This is a genomic window from Nonomuraea sp. NPDC049158, from assembly GCF_040648335.1.
In the GTDB taxonomy this organism is placed as follows: Bacteria; Actinomycetota; Actinomycetes; order Streptosporangiales; family Streptosporangiaceae; genus Nonomuraea.
In genome coordinates, this window is the sequence record NZ_JBEZDM010000022.1 from 33197 (window position 1) to 48846 (window position 15650).

A 15650-nucleotide genomic window follows, 5' to 3' on the forward strand; every position below is an offset into this window, starting at 1 on the left:
ACGAGATAGGCGCCAGGTACTATGCCAGAAATATCCCAAAGCTCGCATTAGTCGACAAAAGGGATGCCAGAGCGGGGGCGATGGCAGTGGCGGATCCAGGAGCAGGCGGTCCGGAAGATCTCGAACAGGCGGCGGCGGTGTTCGTCGGTGTGCGGCCGCGCCTGTTCGGGATCGCGTATCGGATACTGGGCTCGACCGAAGCCGAGGACCTGGTGCAGGACGTCTGGCTGCGCTGGCAGGCCTACGACCGCGCCACAGTGGGCAGCCCGGCCGGGTTTCTGGCGACGGTGACCATGCGGCTGGCGATCAACGCCGTCCAGTCCGTACGCATGCGCCGCGAGACCTGCGCCGGCCCGTGGCTGCCCGAACCCGTCGACACCGGCGCGGACCCGTACCTCGGCGCGGAGCGCGGCGAGGCCCTGGAGTTCGCGGTCCTGCTGCTCCTGGAGCGGCTCTCGCCCACCGAACGGGCGGCGTACGTGCTGAGGGAGGCCTTCGACTACCCCTACCGGCAGATCGCCGGCATCGTCCGGCTCAGCGAGGCGGCCGTACGCCAGCTGGTCAGCAGGGCCCGCAAACACCTGCTCGTCGAACGCCGCACCCCCGTGGCCAGGGCCGAACAACGCAGACTGCTGGCCGCCTTCGTCACCGCCGCCCGCTCCGGCGATCTGACCGCTCTGGAAGAGCTCTTCACCGCGGATGTGACCGACCGCGCCGAACAGGCATCTCGCGTCCCCATGACGGACGTGGCCAAGCACGTCAAGGCGTTCGGCGGCCGGTTCTGGGCCGGCGCCGACGTGGCCTGGACGAGGACGGACGGGGAATCCGCTTCACGACTCGCCAGAGCCGGCAGGCTGCGGAACCTGGCGGCGCGCTCCGGCGCGGGCCCGGGCGGCCGCGGTCATGATCGTGACGGCGACCAGCAGCACGCCGCCGGCCGCGATCGCCGCGACCACACCGGCCACGCCGATCCGCGGTGTCGCGAGCGGCACGGACAGGATGAGAGTGACACAAGCCAGGACCGCCGCGGGATGGATGACAGGCTCGGTGGTGACCAGCGCGTGGACCGCCCACAGCGCGACGAGATACAGACCGGCGGGGATGGCGACCGCGTAGCCGAGTGCCAACGGTGATGCCGCGACGCCGTGCCCGCTCTGCTCGACCGCCACCTCGAGCCCGGCGCCGAGGGCCGCCAGGGCCGCGAAGATGCCGTAGTGGCCGTACCCCCACAGGTACGACCGATGACGGCGGTCGCTGAGCCCCTCCCCGGCTTCCACGAGGAAGTAGAGCCACCAAAGAGCGAACAGCAGGACGAGGCCGCACCCGGCGATGACGACCAAGGGCGCCCTGACCTCACCCGTTTCGAGCGCCCCTTCGACTCCCCGGCTCGCGGCCAGGACGCTCTCACCGAGCAGGATGATGGTGAACAGGCCGTAGCGCTCGGCGATGTGGTGCGGGTGCCAGTTCGTGGCCCTGGCCCGTTCCGCCCACAGCGGGACCGCGAGTTCCAGGACGTCCAGGACGATGAAGGACGGCAGCCCGGAGAACCAGGGGAAGGCTCCCGTCTCCGCGATCAGGAAGCGCAGCACCCAGCCCAGTGTCAGGAGGCTGATGCCGGCGGCGTAGCGCAGCGCGGTGCGGCGGCTCGCCCGGTCTTCGAGACCGGCCCGCAGCCATTGGCCGACGAGCCCGATCCTCATGATGACGTAGCCGAGGGTGACGATCCCGTAGTCGGAGTGACCGGTCGCGGCGGGCACGCCGGCGGCGAGGGTCAGCACGCCGGCCATCTGCACCATGGTCAGCAGCCGGTAGGCGACATCGTCGGTGTCGTAGGAGGAGGCGAACCACGTGAAGTTCATCCACGCCCACCAGATCGCGAAGAAGACCTGGAGGAACGGGACCAGCCCGGCGAGGCCGTGACCGGCGGCGATGCCGTGCGCGAGCTGGGCGGTGACGCTGGCGACCGCGACCACGAAGGTGAGGTCGAACAGCAGCTCGAGCGGGCTCGAAGTGCGGTGCGGCTCGTCGATGGGACGAGCGCTCATCCGGACTCGGACTCGGATGATGGTGCCGAGTGGTGGCAAAGGTCTTCGCTCCTGTGGCTGCGCAACGTCCGGTACGTCGGAAAGACAGGGCAGCAGGCCGATCTGTGACAACAGGTTCTGAACGGTGATCGCCGTGCTAGCCGTCGACGAATGTGACCGTCTCGTCGAGCGGCGCCCGCCCCGTACGGATGTAATCCACCGTGACGTCCTCGAACCCGATCGACATGCCACAGAACAGGACGAGCCCCTCCGGAGGCGACACGACCTCAGCGACGGTCTTGCGAAACACCGACCACGCCATCTGCGGACAACTGTTCAGGCCCTCGGCACGCAACAGCAGCATGACGGTCTGCAGGAACATGCCGAGATCAGCCCACTGAGGACGGCCCATGTCACGGTCGATATAACAGAACAACGCGGCCGGCGCACCGAAAGCCTGCCAGTTGTCGGCAGCGGCCCTCTGCCGGGCCTCCCAATCCCCCCGCGGAATACCGAGCGCGCCGTACCGCTCCTCCCCAAAAGTCGAGCGGCGCTCATAGTAGGGAGACTTCAGCGCCGGCGGATACATCTCATACTCGCGCTCATCCCAGGCATCGCCCGCCGCCACTCGCTCACCCGCACGCTTCTTCAACTCGGTCAACGGGCCGCCCGTCACCACGTACGCCCGCCACGGCTGAAGGTTCGACCCGGACGGCGCCCAAGCCGCGGCCGACAGCACCCGCTCCAGCACGTCCCGAGGAACAGGCCGATCGATGAACCCCCGCACCGCCCGCCGACTCGTGACCGCCTCATAGACGTCCAAGATCCCCCACCTCTCTTCCCGTATGCCTACTCAATGGACAGGAGAGGACCGGAAAATGTGACGAGATGCGGTCAAAACTTCGACAGCTGCTAGACGGGGGCGCTCAGAGACAGGCGCAGGATGAAGCTCGCCCCACCGATCGCGACCTGGTGAATGTGCAGGGTGCCGTGGTGGGCGGTGGCGATCTCGCTGACGATCAAGGACATGATCTACAGGTCCGGGATGTCGTGGTGGTGGCGTTGGATGTGGGCCGCGAAGGCCCGCATGTAGCCGGTCAGGAATTCGGCGGTGGACGGCAGCTGGATGTCGCCCTTGTCGTCGATCAGTCCCTTGCTGTAGTGGATGTAGGCCTCGGGCTGCCCCATCACCGGGGAGTTGGTGAAGGACAGGATGGTCTTGAGGTGCTGCTGGGCGACCGCGGTGGAGATCGGGCCGGGTGAGGTTCCGATGATCGCGGACGGCTTGCCGTTCAACACGTTGGATCCATAGGGCCGGGTCGCCCAGTCGATGGCGTTCTTCAGCGCGCCCGGGATGGACCGGTTGTACTCGGGGGTGACGAACAGGAGGGCGTCGGCGGCTTTGATCGCGTCCTTGAACTCCAGGGCCACGGCGGGGTAGCTCGAGTCCTGGTCGTGGCTGTACAGGGGCAACTCGCCGATGGCGATCTCCGTGAGGCGGAGTTCCGGCGGCGCGAGACGGCTCAGAGCCAGAGCGAGCTTCCTGTTGATCGACTTCTGGGACAGGCTCCCGACGATGTAGCCCACGGTGTAGGTCATTGCGTTTCCTCTCGATGTATGAACGTGCCGCCGCCGACATCGGCGGTCTGGCCAGTGATGAAGTCGGCTCCAGAAGACGGGCCGACGAGGTCTTCGAGCTTGCGGCGCCCGTGATCCTTCTTCGGTGGACTAGCCGTCGACGAACGTGACCGTCTCGTCGAGCGGCGCCCGGCCGGTACGGATGTAATCCACCGTGACGTCCTCGAACCCGATCGACATGCCACAGAACAGGACGAGCCCCTCCGGGGGCGACACGACCTCAGCGACGGTTTTGCGCAGCACCGACCACGCCATCTGCGGGCAGCTGGTCAAGCCCTCGGCGCGCAACAGCAGCATGACGGTCTGCAGGTACATGCCGAGATCGGCCCACTGAGGCCGGCCCATGTCACGGTCGATGTAGCAGAACAGGGCGGCAGGCGCACCGAAACACTGCCAGTTGTCGGCAGCGGCCCTCTGCCGCGCCTCCCAGTCCTCCCGCGGAATGCCAAGAGCGCCATAACGCTCCTCCCCGAAAGCCGAGCGGCGCTCATAGTACGGAGACTTCAGCGTGGGCGGATACATCTCGTACTCGCGCTCATCCCAAGGATCGCCCGCCGCCACGCGCTCACCCGCACGCTTCTTCAGCTCGGCCAACGGCTCACCCGTCACCACGTAGACCTGCCACGGCTGAAGATTCGACGCGGACGGCGCCCAAGCCGCGGCCGACAGCACCCGCTCCAGCGCCTCCCGAGGAACAGGCCGATCGATGAACCCCCGCACCGCCCGCCGACTCGTGATCGCCTCATAGATGTCCAAGATCTTTAACCTCCCATCTACTCCCAGCTCTGTTACGTTCGCGACGGTATCGTTTTTGAAAGTATCATTCGACACCATTCGATGGCAAACGTGTCCCACGCATCGTGAGGAAAAGCACAGGGGAAGGCGCTGCGCAGCACCCCGTCGTCAAAGCGGCGAGCCGTTCACGGCTCCCCTCGCCTGTCTCGTCTCCAGGTCGAAGGCGCGGACCGGTCGCGCGAGAGCGCTTACGCCTCGCCGTCGGCGGGATAGGCGAACCGGGTCAACAGATCCCTCAGCTGCTCGGGCTCGTCAGACTCCAGGTCGGCGACCAGGCGCTCAGCCAGCGGCTCCGCCGCCACATGGGCCGCGTCGAAAAGCTCGACGCCCTGAGGAGTGATCTCCACCGCCCGCACCCGCCGGTCCCCCGGAACGCTCTTGCGGACGGCCAGCCCCTTACGCTCCAGGTCGTCCACGACCCGCATGATTCCCGCTTTGTCCGACCCCGTCGCCGCCGCCAGGTCCCGCTGCACCGTGGGCCCGCGGTCGACCAGCACGATCAGCACGGCGAAGTGCCGCAACTCGATGCCGAACGGCCGGAGCGCCTCTGACATGACCGTGGCGGCGCGCCAGTGCGCCTGACGCAGCAGCAAGCCGAGAGCGAATGGCGAAACGTCCCCGGGGCGGTCGGTGGCACGCGAGGCGGTGGTCCGGCGAGGAGCATCGGCGCTCATGCGGTTATATTACCGGCCATCTTTTCATTCGATACCGTAGCGAATGACATTAATTGCGGTTCGGCGCAGGCGCTCAGTCCCGTCCGGGTACGGCCATCTCGCCGAGCAGGGACCAGTCGTCCTGAGGAACGGTCGCGTTCACGATGCGCGGCGTCTCGGCGAGGTACGGCGGCAGGGTCCGCCGCGCCTGCTGGAAATGCTCGGACTGGACGTGCGCCGCCCCGGCCTCGTCATCGCGAAACGCCTCGACCAGCACATACTCGGTCGGATCCGCCACACTGCGCGACCAGTCGAACCACAGGCAGCCCGGCTCGTCGCGGGTCGCCTGGGTGAAGTCGCCGACGATCTCGGTGAACCGGTCGGCGTGCTCAGGCAGGACGCGGAACTTCGCGGTGATGAAGATCATTGAGGCCGTTTCCTTCGGTGAACTGCGTACAGGTCGAGATTAGCGTCAGCCACTCGCGAAGCACGGAGGCTCGTACAGTCGGCTGACGTCAAAGCACGCATTGACGTCAGCCGGCGGCACGAGCCCCAGAGGATGGCAGGCCCGCTCAGGAGCCTGGCCACGCGTTACTTCACCAGGCGAACCGTCAAGGGATAGCGGAACGGGTTCTCCGAGAGCGCCGAAATGCCACCGGCAATGGACAGCACGACCGCCGCCACCCAAATGACTGGAATAAGCACGACCCCGATGACGGTGAACGGCAGCAGGAACGTCGCCCCCACCACCGTGAGCTGGAAGTTCAGGGCTTCCAACGCGTGCCGCCGAATGTAGGGCGAGGTCTTGCCGCCCGTCAGCAGCAGGATCAACGGGCCGATGATCGGGAACCCCACCAGCGTCAGCAGATGAGCCGCCGAAGCCCCGAGCCGTTCGTTGCTCTCCGGCGCCGCCTCGGATCGAACCGGCGCGGACATCGGGCGGATCCTGGGGATGGCGCTCGTACCGTACAGCTCCGCCATGATGGGCATCAGATCGCCGTGCGTACGCGCGGTCATCGCGCGCTCCAGCCGGTCGTCGAACTCGAGCTTGTCGAAGCGCCCCTCCGCGTAGGCCGCCTGAACGTGCTCGACCACGTGCTCACGGTCCTGGTGGGTGACGCGCAGGTGAGCCGGCGGCACCTGTCCCGGGCCCGGGGGTGTGGGTACCCCAGCCATAACAGCCATGCCTCTCCTTAGATTCGTGCAGTCTCCCTCCATACTGACCGCCGCACGTCACCATGGCCATCGGGAGAATCCCCGATGTGTCCCCTAGATCACCCCGACGCGCGTGACCGTTTGGCGGTATAAAAAGGACTCATGAGATGGCGAGACCGCTACGGCATTCGGCGGCTGCGCGGTTCCAAAATCGCGAAGTTCGACCGGGAAGCCACTGACGCCGATATCGAGGCCCTCATCGCCTTCGCCAAATCGCGGCGAGGCGTCGAGTTCTTCGTCGAACCCGAAACCTTCGCGACGGACACCACGGCCGTCGCCGTGGCCGACGACGGCGAGTGGACCCGCCGCCGGGTCGGCTCCCCCGCCGTGATCCACAAGGTCGCCCGCGACCTGGCCCTGCCGGTGTACGACGTTCAGATCATGGGCTACCCACCCCGGATGCGCGCGTACAACGAACGGCGACGTCGCGAGGAGAACCTGTAGCCGTCACAGCCCCGTCATCGCCTCTCCCACCCGCTCGGCGCCGGCCAGCACCTCACGCACCGAGGTCCATCCGGCGAGGGCGTCCCGTACGTCCGCCCGGGTCTCCTCCCGCAGCGCCTGCGCGTGGGCCCGCTCGAGCACGTCGTCCAGGCGCTCGATCCGGCCGCTCGTCGCCGACCGCACCGCCGTCTCCACCATCGCCAGGCTCATCACGTTCTCGTGCACCTCGCCGGACGGCGGTTCCCCGGTCCTGAGCGCCCGCACGAACACCTGCAGAGCGCCGGCGATCCCGGAGTACGGCGGGCCGGCCGGTTCACCGGCGTCCACCTCGGCGTCGAGGACCGGCTCGTGGTCGCCGTCCCAGAGCGCGGTGCCCTTCTCGCCGCTGACCCGCCAGGCCCCGTTCCACGAGGTGATGTCGCCGGGACTGCACCAGCTGCCGTTGTAGACGTACCGGGTGCCGCCTTCCATCTCGAACACCACGGTCGCGTTGGCGTCCCCCGCGAACCAGCTCCACGGCGGGTTGTACGACTGGCAGTACGCCGTCACCGGCTCGGCCCCGAGCAGGAAACGCGCCGAGTCGAAAGCGTGGATCGCCATGTCGATGAGCAGCGGGTACGCCATCAGGTCGCGAAACCCGCCGAACCGCTCGGACCGGAAGAACGCCGTGCTCACCGTCCCGATCGCGCCGAGCCGCGCGGTCATCCCCCGCAGCGCGGCGAGCTGCGGGTTCCAGCGGCGGGACTGGCTGACCATGAACAGTTCGCCGGTGACCTCGGCCGCAGCGGCCATGGACAGCGCCCGGCACACGTTCTCCGCGACCGGTTTCTCACCGAGCACCGGCAGACCGGCGAACAACGCCTCGGTGGTCACCGGGTGGTGCGCCTCGGGAATGGTCACGTTGATCAGCGCCTGGGCGCCGCTCTGCCGGGCCAGGGCGACGGCGTCGGCGCCGACCGGCAGGTCCGGCAGGCCGGCCGAGTCGGCGACGCCCCGGGCCAGCGCCACGTTCAGGTCGGCGATGCCGGCGAGCGTCACCTCGGGCGAGTCGGCGACGGTGGACAGCCAGGCCCGGCCCATGCCGCCGGCGCCGGCGATGACCACGCGGAGCGGATCCGCCGGGCTGGAGGGGATCGTCCGGAAGCTCACTGGAGCGGTCCCGTGTAGCCCTGGCCCTGGAAGAACTCCTCGGTCGCGTACCGCAGGAGCACGGGATGGCTGCGTTCCGGCCGGTCGGTGCGGGCCCAGGCGACGCCGTTCGCGATGACCCGGCGCACGTCCTTGTGGTGGTACGTCGGGTACGCCTGGTCCCCCGGCCGGAAGTAGAAGATCTTGCCGTGGCCGCGGCGGAACGTGCAGCCGCTACGGAACACCTCCCCGCCGCTGAAGGAGCTGACGAACACCAGCTCGTCCGGTGCCGGGATGTCGAAGAACTCCCCGTACATCTCGTCCTCGTCGATGATCAGCGGGTGCGGCACGCCCTTGGCGATGGGGTGCGTGGGGTCGACCGTCCAGATGAGTTCACGGTCGTGCTCGTCACGCCAGCGCAGCGTGCAGCTCGTACCCATCAGTTTGGTGAAGATCTTCGACCAGTGCCCGGAGTGCAGCACGACGAGCCCCATCCCGGACAGCACATGCCGGTGGACGCGCTCGACGACCTCGTCGGCGACCTCGTCGTGCGCCGCGTGACCCCACCAGGTGAGCACGTCGGTGTCGGCCAGCACCTCCTCGGTCAGCCCGTGCTCCGGATCGTCCAGGGTGGCGGTACGGACGACGCAGCCGTCGGCGAGGTTCTCCTGGATGCCCTCCGCGATCGTCGTGTGCATGCCGTTCGGATAGATCTTCGCCACGTGCTCCTCGATCTGCTCGTGACGGTTCTCGCCCCACACCGTCACACGCAGCGGTCCGGCGGTTCCGTTTGTCATGTCCAACCTTTTCTGCTGGGGGATTTACTTGACCGCGCCTGCCGTCGTGCCCGCGGCGACGTAGCGCTGGGCGACGACGAGCAGGACGATGGCCGGGATGGAGGCGAGCACGGCCGTGGCCATGACCGAGCTCCAGTCGTTCACGTACGTCCCGATGTAGGTGTAGAGCCCGAGCGTCACCGGGCGCACGTCCTCGGTCGTGGTGAGAGTGAGGGCGAACAGGAAGTCCGCCCAGGAGAAGAGGAAGGTGAACAGGGCCGCGGTGATGAGCGCGTTGCGGCTCATCGGCAGCACGATGGAGATGAACGTCCGGACGTGACCGGCCCCGTCGACCCGGCCGGCCTCCAGGACCGCCCGCGGGATATTGATCATGAACGCGCGGACGATCAGGATCGCGAACGGGATGCCCGCAGTCGAGTCGGCGAGGATCAGGCCCGGGATCGAGTTGAGCAGTCCCAGGTCGTTGTAGGCGGTGTAGAGCGCGTTCGCGATGACGATCCCCGGGATCATCTGCGAGATCAGGATCCCGAAGAGGAACGCGCCCGCGAAGCGGACCTTGAAGTGCGCCAGGGCGTAGGCCGCCGGCATCGCGATCAGCAGGCTGAACACGACCGAGCCGAGGGCGACGACCAGGCTCGTGACCAGGTTGCGGCCCTGCTGGCCGAGCGCGGTGGCGTAGCCGTGAAAGCTGAAGTCCAACGGCAGCCACGGGGTGCCGACCGCCGAGCCGCCCGGCTGCAGCGAGACGTTGACCATCCAATAGATCGGGAACAGCAGAACGGCGAGGATGACGATCCCGGCGACGGTGCTGCCCCAGCCGGCCCGGGTACGCCTTGTGGTGGTGGTCATGACGGCCTCACTCGTCCACGGCACGCCGGTTGGCGCGCAGGTAGAAGATGGCGAACACCAAGGAGATCGCGATCAGGATGTTGCCGAGCGCGGCACCCTGACCGAAGTCGAACTGCTGGAACGACAGGTGGTACGACTGCGTGGCGATGGTCTGGCTGGCGTTGGCCGGGCCGCCACCGGTCAGCGCCAGGATCACGTCCAGCACCTTGATCGTGTAGACCACACCGAGCACCAGCACGACGCTCACCACCGGGCGCAGCAGCGGCCAGGTCACATACCGGAACCGCTGCCAGCCCCCCGCTCCGTCCAGCGAGGCCGCCTCGTACAGATCCTCCGGAATGTCCTGGAGCCCGCCGTAGAGGATGGTCAGGTTGAACGGGATGCCGATCCAGATGTTCACCAGCATCACCGCCACCAGGGCCAGTGAGGTGCTGGTCAGCCAGCCGGGGTGGTCGCTCGCCACTCCGATGGCGGCCAGGAACCGGTTGAGCGCGCCGTTGTCCTTGTCGAGGATCCACCGCCAGACCGCGCCGGAGGCGATCAGCGGGATCAGCCACGGCAGCAGGATCAACGACCGGAGCACACCGTTGAGCGGGAAGCGGCGCCGGAAGAACATCGCCAGGGCCAGACCGATGACGAACTGCCCCGCGATCGAGCCGGCGGTGAACAGGACGGTGTTCAGCATGGCCTTGCCGAACACCGGGGAGGACACCACCGCGGCGTAGTTGGCGAACCCGACCCACGGCGCCTCGCCGGTGTAGAAGGTGCTCGTCGAGTACTCCTGGAAGGCCATCACGAAGTTCTTGACGATCGGGTAGCCGAAGAACGCCACCATGTAGATCACGGCCGGAGCCAGGAACAGCACCTGCGCGGCGCGGTTCTGGAAGTGGAGCGAGTGCCAGAAGCGGGCTCCGGCGACGGTTCCGTCGTCCGCCACGATGGCCGGCGGTGGCGGATCTGTCTGACGTTCCATGGTGGTCTGTTGTGGGTGCTCAACCATTCTGGGCCGTTTCCAGGGCCTTGGCCGGTGTGGCCTGGCCGGTCAGCGCGGACTGGAACGCGGTGTAGATCTTCGTCGCCGCCTTCGGCCAGTCCGCGCCGAGTTCGCCGGTACGGGCCCGCGCGGTCGGGATCTGGTCGACGAATCCGGCCATGTTCGGGTTGCTCGTGCTGAACTTCTCCAGCAGCGCCTTCTTGGTGGGGATGGTCTGGGTGTCCTTGGCGAGGCTGAGCTGGTTGTCGTCGGAGTTGAGACAGGCGACGACCTTGGCGGCCTTGGCCTGCTTGTCCTTGTTCCCGGTCTGCGGCACGGCCCACGTCTCACCGCCGAGCGGCGCGACGATCGGTTTGCCGGCGACCGGTGCCGGGATCGGCGCCACCGCGTACTTGACGCTCTTGCCCTCGGCCAACGCGGGGAACTGCCACGGACCGTTGATCGCCATCGCGGCCTTGCCCGCCCGGAACTGGTCGTTGACGTCCGCCTGGGTCCAGTTGAGAGCGGACTTCGACACCGAGCCGTCGTTCATCAGATCGACCCACAACTGCACTGCCTGCGCGGTCTGCGGCGTCGCGATGTTCTTCTCGTCGCCACCGTTGGACCACATGAACGGCAGGAACTGCCAGGTGCCCTCATAGTTCGCCGGTGCCGAGAACGCCAGCCCGTACGTGCCGCCGGAGGTCAGCTTCTTGGCCGCCGTCTTCAGCTCCGCCCAGGTCGTCGGCGGCGTCACGCCCGCCTTGTCCAGCAGGTCCTTGTTGTAGAACAGCCCGATGGTGTTGGTGATCGGCTGCAGGCCGTAGAGCTTGTCCTTGTACGTCGAGGCGCTGACCACGCCCTCCACGTACCCGTCGGCCTTGAGCCCGAGGTCGTTCAGCGGGGTGAGGGCGCCGGTCTGGGCGATCTGCTGCAGATCGGGGTTGTCCAGCATCAGGACGTCCGGAAGCGTCCGCGAGGACGCCTGCTGGAGCACCTTCTGGATCAGGGTCGCGCCGGGCACCGACTCGCGCTGGATGGTGGCACCGGCCTGCTTGCCGCAGGCGTCGATGGCCTTCTGCCAGACCGTCTTGCTCGGCTCGTTGTTGTAGTAGTCGAGCACCCGCAGGGTCGAGGAGTCGCCACCGCTGTTCGAGCCGCCGCCGTTCGAGCCACCGCCACAGGCCGTGAGGGCGAGGGGCAGGGTGAGCATCGAGGCGAGCGCGGCCTGGGCGCGGCGGGATCGGGAGGAGCGGGGGGAGCGGATCATGTCGTGTCCTTTCGGATACGGAGGGTTCCGGGGTGAATCAAGTCGTCGATACGCATCGACTGGAGTTGTACGAGTGTCCGTCGATACGCATCGACGATGCTTATCGGGGCCCCTGACCGAGGCCGTCGGTGATCAGTTGGCGGGAGCAGGCATCACGGTCGTACGACGGGTGAGTCGTGGCGCGACCAGGTCGATCGCGGGACGTTCCACCCCTGAACCCGGATCGAGTAACCAGAACAGCGTCTCCATCGCGCGCCGGGAGACGTCGCGCGGTTCCACGGAGATATTCGTGTACGGCGGATCGGACTGTTCGGCCCAACTGTCGGAACTGAGTCCGATGAGGGAGATGTCACAACCCGGCACGACGTCCTTCTTCCGCAGTGCGCTCAGCAGCGGCATGATCGCGTCGCTGTGCGGCACCACCACTCCGAGGCGCCCGCCGGTCCGCCGGGCGAGGAGCTGATCGGCCGCGGCGGCCTCCTGCCCATGGTCGACCGGTTCGATCACCGTCAACGGAAGGCCGCGCACCTGCGCCTGCCGCCGCGCCGATCGCAGAAAGCGGCCGACGTAGTTCAGGCCACGTTCCATCGCCGCGGCCGGGTAACCCACTATGACGATCTCGTCGTGCCCGGTGCCGGCCAGCTCCTCGACAGCCATCCGGGCCGCCGCCTCGAAGTCGAGGTCGACACAGTGCAGCCCGGCCTGGTCGGCCGGCACACCGATGAGCACCACCGGAACCGACAGCGCGGCGGCCACCGGGACCCGCTCATCCTGCTCCTCGATGTCCATCATGATGATCGCGTCACACAGGGCCCGTCCGGCGAGGCGCCGCAGACCCGCGGAGCCCTCGTCCGCGGTCACGAGCAGAACCTCGTGATCGTGGGCGCGGGCCGAGCTGGCGATGGTCTCGATGAACGGCAGCAACCCGAAGGCATCGCCCCCGGCCCCGAAGCGCACCACCAGACCGACCACCCGGGTGCGGCGCCCCGCGAGAGCCCGGGCGCCGGAGTGCGGCTCGTAGGTGAGCTGTGCCATGGCGTCCAGGACCCGCTGCCGTGTGCGCTCGGAAATGGGCCGCTTGCCGGTCATCACATAGGACACGGTGCTCTGCGAGACACCGGCGATACGCGCGACGTCTTTGCTGGTGAACGCCGCCATGACACCTCCTGGAGGGAATCGTCGATGCGTATCAATCGCCAGTGCCGATACGCTACGACGGCGGTCGTCTGAGCCACAAGACATCCCCCCGCAATATTTCTGGAATCCCGCCGTATTGTCCTGATACGCGGGGAATCGTGGCCGCCGGAGGGCATGCGCCCTGGATCGACGAAGGGCCGTCTCGCCGTGGGCACCGCTGCGCCCAGCTCGCCGACATCATCCGCGCGGACATCGCAGCGGGACGGCTCACGCCTGGCCAGGCACTCCTCTCAGAGGGCCGGCTGATGCAGGAGTACGAGCTCGGCCGCGTCGCCGTACGGCAGGCACTCGGGGTACTGCGCAGCGAGGGACTGATCGTCACCGTGAAGCGTGAAGGCTCCTACGTCCGCCCGCAGGCCCCCGTCGAACGGGTAGTCGTGGAGGGGCCCGCCGAGGTCACCGCTCGCATGCCGTCCCCAGACGAGCGGAGGGAGCTGGACATCCCCGAGGGGGTTCCGGTATTCGTCCTCAGCCAGCCGCACAAGGGCAACCGCATCCTGCCGGCCGACCGGACAGCCCTCGTTTGGGGTGCAGCGAGATAACACACGGCCTGACGGTTCAGACAACGAGCAAGCCAGGCCGACGATGCTAGCGGCGGCCAAAGCCAAGAATGCCGCCCCGATGCGGTCGTAGACCCCGCACACGGGGATGATCAATTGGGCCCATCCCCGCGTGCTGCGGACGTGCCGGCGCCGCAGAGGTTCGGGGTGCCCCAGAACCCACCGGCACATCCTCAAGCCATTGTGATCATCAGCTCGATCGCTTCTCAGCACGACGGCAGGCCGCCTCAACGACACCAGCCGAGGAGAACAAGGGGCAGGCCCGCGGCGGCCATGTCACCCCCTCAACCAATTCCAGAGATCGCAAGCTGGCGCAAATTAACATAGAGCAGATCGTGAAAGTTTGGACTTTTGATAGCGTTATCCGCCCTGATAAACGTTGACTCGGACGATGGCAAAGGCTTCCGCCCTGACTGATTTGCCCTGTAGTGCTTTCAGAATTTTGGGATGGTACCGGAGAGATGCGGGATCGAATGAATCCACGGACAAGGATGCGGCCCATTTAGCGGATTTCATTGCCGCCCCTGTTGGGCTCTTTCCTAGAATCTCCCATCCCCGCCCGCTGAGAAGGTCGGCAGTTTTGTCGATCGCTTCCTTGTTGCTCGTGCTTCCGACATCAATGACGAACGTATTAGTGATCTCTACATCATCGTCGTAACCGTCTTCGATGCTATCCTCCGCCTGCACTATGCCGATGCGGCGTACATCATCGAGAGCGGCGGGAGATACCTGAGGAATGGGCGCAGAAAACAACCCACTTCGGAAGGCAAGGATAATTCCGATAGGCACGACACCTAAAAGACCCCCTACCAAAACCGCTCTTATCCACACAATGCTTTCTTCCCTTCGTCTTCAACGCATGACCAGAATGCCCAAACGGCGCCGTCACCGCCGCCTATGCTCAGCATCGCATCCAAATCTTTCCGTCCCTGTTTTGCGTTAGTCACATTCTTTTGAGTCCCGTCGAGAACTCCGGTTTTCATCCACGTATCGAATCTGTCATGTTTCGGCACAGGATAATACCAGTTCGTCCCACCCCATACCGTGACTCCAGAGCATCCGCAATAAGCATATGCGGCTTCGATGTCATTGAGCCTGTATTTGGAGCGTGCGAAGGACAAGTACGCCAGCGGCGAAAAGAACGCCATTCGCCACTTTATGTGGCAAGTCTCCATAGCTCATCTGGTATCCCAGCAGGCGGCAGTAGGGTTCGGAGACGCTCACGAAAAGGGGGAGTGGCAGAAGGAGCAATCGAAGGAGGACGCGAAGAGAGGGCCGTGCTTCAACAACCCTAAGTGTGACACGACCGCTGACGTCTACAACAACAGCGTTGCGCGGCTCTGGGCAAAAACCATACAGCGCAACTGGATGCGTGGGAGAAGGATAGTACGGTATGGAAGGAGACGGGGGTAGAGTTTATCTATAATGCCTGGTTTGATCGACTCTTCCCTGTCGCGGAGGATTTGTGGAGCCGAGGCCAGTTGCGGAAGCCGTACCTTCCGGGGGGCGGATGTAATGGAGGGGCTAAAAATTGTGCTTGATCTAAGCTCCGTATTCGGCAAGATGGACATGGCGGTACAATCATCACCTTGATGGTGTGGGCGGCGTGGGCTGGGTTACGCCGCCCCTATATTTGTGGGAAGCGATCTCAACAATGAAGCGATTCCTCATGTGCTGCGCGCGTCTTGCGGCGATATCGGGTTTGGTGTTCTCCATGGTCGGTTGTTCGATGCTCGGCATAGGGTGTGAACAGGCGGCCGCCCAGGACATCAGCGAACTCAGGAAAATTGTCCCGCCGCTTCTCCCGGAGACTGTCGCCGCGACTCTCCAGGAAGGAAATGGCTGCGACTCTGGTGACGGCGGTTATCTATTGTTTACCGCAGGTATCACGACGGACAGTGGGAAGATCATCGATAAGTTCATATCGAAGGGATGGGAACGTATTGATCGAGTGAAGGATAAAATGGGCTCCAGATTTATCGATGGTGTCACCACGCGGCAGCATGGTGAGGGCATCAATCTCGTCATTGATAAGTCAGATGATGTTACGAAGATGGATATCTTCGTCGAATTCGCGTCTTAGCCTCTAACTCAGTAGTACAGTTGA

The 15650-nt window shown here is 65.9% G+C and carries 17 protein-coding genes and 1 pseudogene; 4 read left to right on the top strand and 14 right to left on the bottom strand.

Features of this window, described 5'->3' with window-relative positions; all coding sequences use genetic code 11:
* Positions 1-80: 80 nt before the first annotated feature.
* A pseudogene (locus tag AB0B61_RS36565) lies at positions 81-575 on the top strand (sigma-70 family RNA polymerase sigma factor); the annotation flags it as partial.
* Positions 576-830: 255 nt separating this feature from the next.
* Here AB0B61_RS36565 and AB0B61_RS36570 read toward each other — a convergent pair.
* The 7 genes from AB0B61_RS36570 to AB0B61_RS36600 all read right to left on the bottom strand — a co-directional run bounded on the left by AB0B61_RS36570 (position 831) and on the right by AB0B61_RS36600 (position 6295).
* Positions 831-2045, bottom strand: coding sequence for a low temperature requirement protein A (locus AB0B61_RS36570; protein WP_358442003.1), 1215 nt, complete (start codon positions 2043-2045; stop codon positions 831-833).
* Between the two features lie 136 nt (positions 2046-2181).
* Complete coding sequence (locus AB0B61_RS36575; RefSeq protein ID WP_358442005.1) at positions 2182-2847, bottom strand: nitroreductase; 666 nt, start codon at positions 2845-2847, stop codon at positions 2182-2184.
* Positions 2848-3056: 209 nt separating this feature from the next.
* A complete protein-coding gene (locus tag AB0B61_RS36580) occupies positions 3057-3623 on the bottom strand; it encodes an NADPH-dependent FMN reductase (protein WP_358442008.1) in 567 nt (188 codons plus the stop codon).
* Between the two features lie 129 nt (positions 3624-3752).
* Positions 3753-4496, bottom strand: a complete 744-nt coding sequence (locus tag AB0B61_RS36585; protein WP_358442010.1) for a nitroreductase — start codon at positions 4494-4496, stop codon at positions 3753-3755.
* A 149-nt stretch (positions 4497-4645) separates the two neighbouring features.
* On the bottom strand, positions 4646-5131 hold the full coding sequence (locus AB0B61_RS36590) for a MarR family transcriptional regulator (RefSeq protein ID WP_358442013.1): 486 nt from the start codon (positions 5129-5131) through the stop codon (positions 4646-4648).
* A 73-nt stretch (positions 5132-5204) separates the two neighbouring features.
* Complete coding sequence (locus AB0B61_RS36595; protein WP_358442015.1) at positions 5205-5537, bottom strand: putative quinol monooxygenase; 333 nt, start codon at positions 5535-5537, stop codon at positions 5205-5207.
* 164 nt (positions 5538-5701) lie between these two features.
* The gene (locus tag AB0B61_RS36600; RefSeq protein ID WP_358442018.1) at positions 5702-6295 is read right to left on the bottom strand and encodes a DUF1707 and DUF4870 domain-containing protein; all 594 of its coding nucleotides are present in this window, start codon (positions 6293-6295) and stop codon (positions 5702-5704) included.
* Positions 6296-6427: 132 nt separating this feature from the next.
* Here AB0B61_RS36600 and AB0B61_RS36605 point away from each other — a divergent pair, with 132 nt between their 5' ends.
* Positions 6428-6769, top strand: coding sequence for a hypothetical protein (locus AB0B61_RS36605; protein WP_214642774.1), 342 nt, complete (start codon positions 6428-6430; stop codon positions 6767-6769).
* A gap of 3 nt (positions 6770-6772) precedes the next feature.
* Here AB0B61_RS36605 and AB0B61_RS36610 read toward each other — a convergent pair whose 3' ends face one another.
* The 6 genes from AB0B61_RS36610 to AB0B61_RS36635 all read right to left on the bottom strand — a co-directional run bounded on the left by AB0B61_RS36610 (position 6773) and on the right by AB0B61_RS36635 (position 12944).
* Positions 6773-7918: a Gfo/Idh/MocA family oxidoreductase gene (locus AB0B61_RS36610; RefSeq protein ID WP_358442021.1), complete on the bottom strand. Its 1146-nt coding sequence runs from the start codon at positions 7916-7918 to the stop codon at positions 6773-6775.
* A complete protein-coding gene (locus tag AB0B61_RS36615; protein WP_358442024.1) occupies positions 7915-8694 on the bottom strand; it encodes a ThuA domain-containing protein in 780 nt (259 codons plus the stop codon). Before AB0B61_RS36615 ends, AB0B61_RS36610 begins: the two co-directional genes overlap by 4 nt.
* A gap of 24 nt (positions 8695-8718) precedes the next feature.
* On the bottom strand, positions 8719-9543 hold the full coding sequence (locus tag AB0B61_RS36620) for a carbohydrate ABC transporter permease (RefSeq protein WP_358442027.1): 825 nt from the start codon (positions 9541-9543) through the stop codon (positions 8719-8721).
* Positions 9544-9550: 7 nt separating this feature from the next.
* Positions 9551-10516, bottom strand: a complete 966-nt coding sequence (locus AB0B61_RS36625) for a sugar ABC transporter permease (protein ID WP_358442030.1) — start codon at positions 10514-10516, stop codon at positions 9551-9553.
* 19 nt (positions 10517-10535) lie between these two features.
* On the bottom strand, positions 10536-11786 hold the full coding sequence (locus AB0B61_RS36630; RefSeq protein WP_358442033.1) for a sugar ABC transporter substrate-binding protein: 1251 nt from the start codon (positions 11784-11786) through the stop codon (positions 10536-10538).
* A 132-nt stretch (positions 11787-11918) separates the two neighbouring features.
* Positions 11919-12944, bottom strand: coding sequence for a LacI family DNA-binding transcriptional regulator (locus AB0B61_RS36635; protein WP_358442036.1), 1026 nt, complete (start codon positions 12942-12944; stop codon positions 11919-11921).
* Between the two features lie 137 nt (positions 12945-13081).
* Here AB0B61_RS36635 and AB0B61_RS36640 point away from each other — a divergent pair, with 137 nt between their 5' ends.
* A complete protein-coding gene (locus tag AB0B61_RS36640; protein WP_358442039.1) occupies positions 13082-13525 on the top strand; it encodes a GntR family transcriptional regulator in 444 nt (147 codons plus the stop codon).
* 378 nt (positions 13526-13903) lie between these two features.
* Here the strand turns inward: AB0B61_RS36640 and AB0B61_RS36645 are convergent, their stop codons facing one another.
* Positions 13904-14332 (bottom strand): hypothetical protein, encoded by a 429-nt coding sequence (locus AB0B61_RS36645; protein WP_358442042.1) that lies wholly within the window; start codon positions 14330-14332, stop codon positions 13904-13906.
* Between the two features lie 808 nt (positions 14333-15140).
* On the opposite strand from AB0B61_RS36645, the gene AB0B61_RS36650 reads away from it, so the two are divergent.
* Positions 15141-15626, top strand: coding sequence for a hypothetical protein (locus AB0B61_RS36650; protein WP_358442044.1), 486 nt, complete (start codon positions 15141-15143; stop codon positions 15624-15626).
* Positions 15627-15650 lie beyond the last annotated feature (24 nt).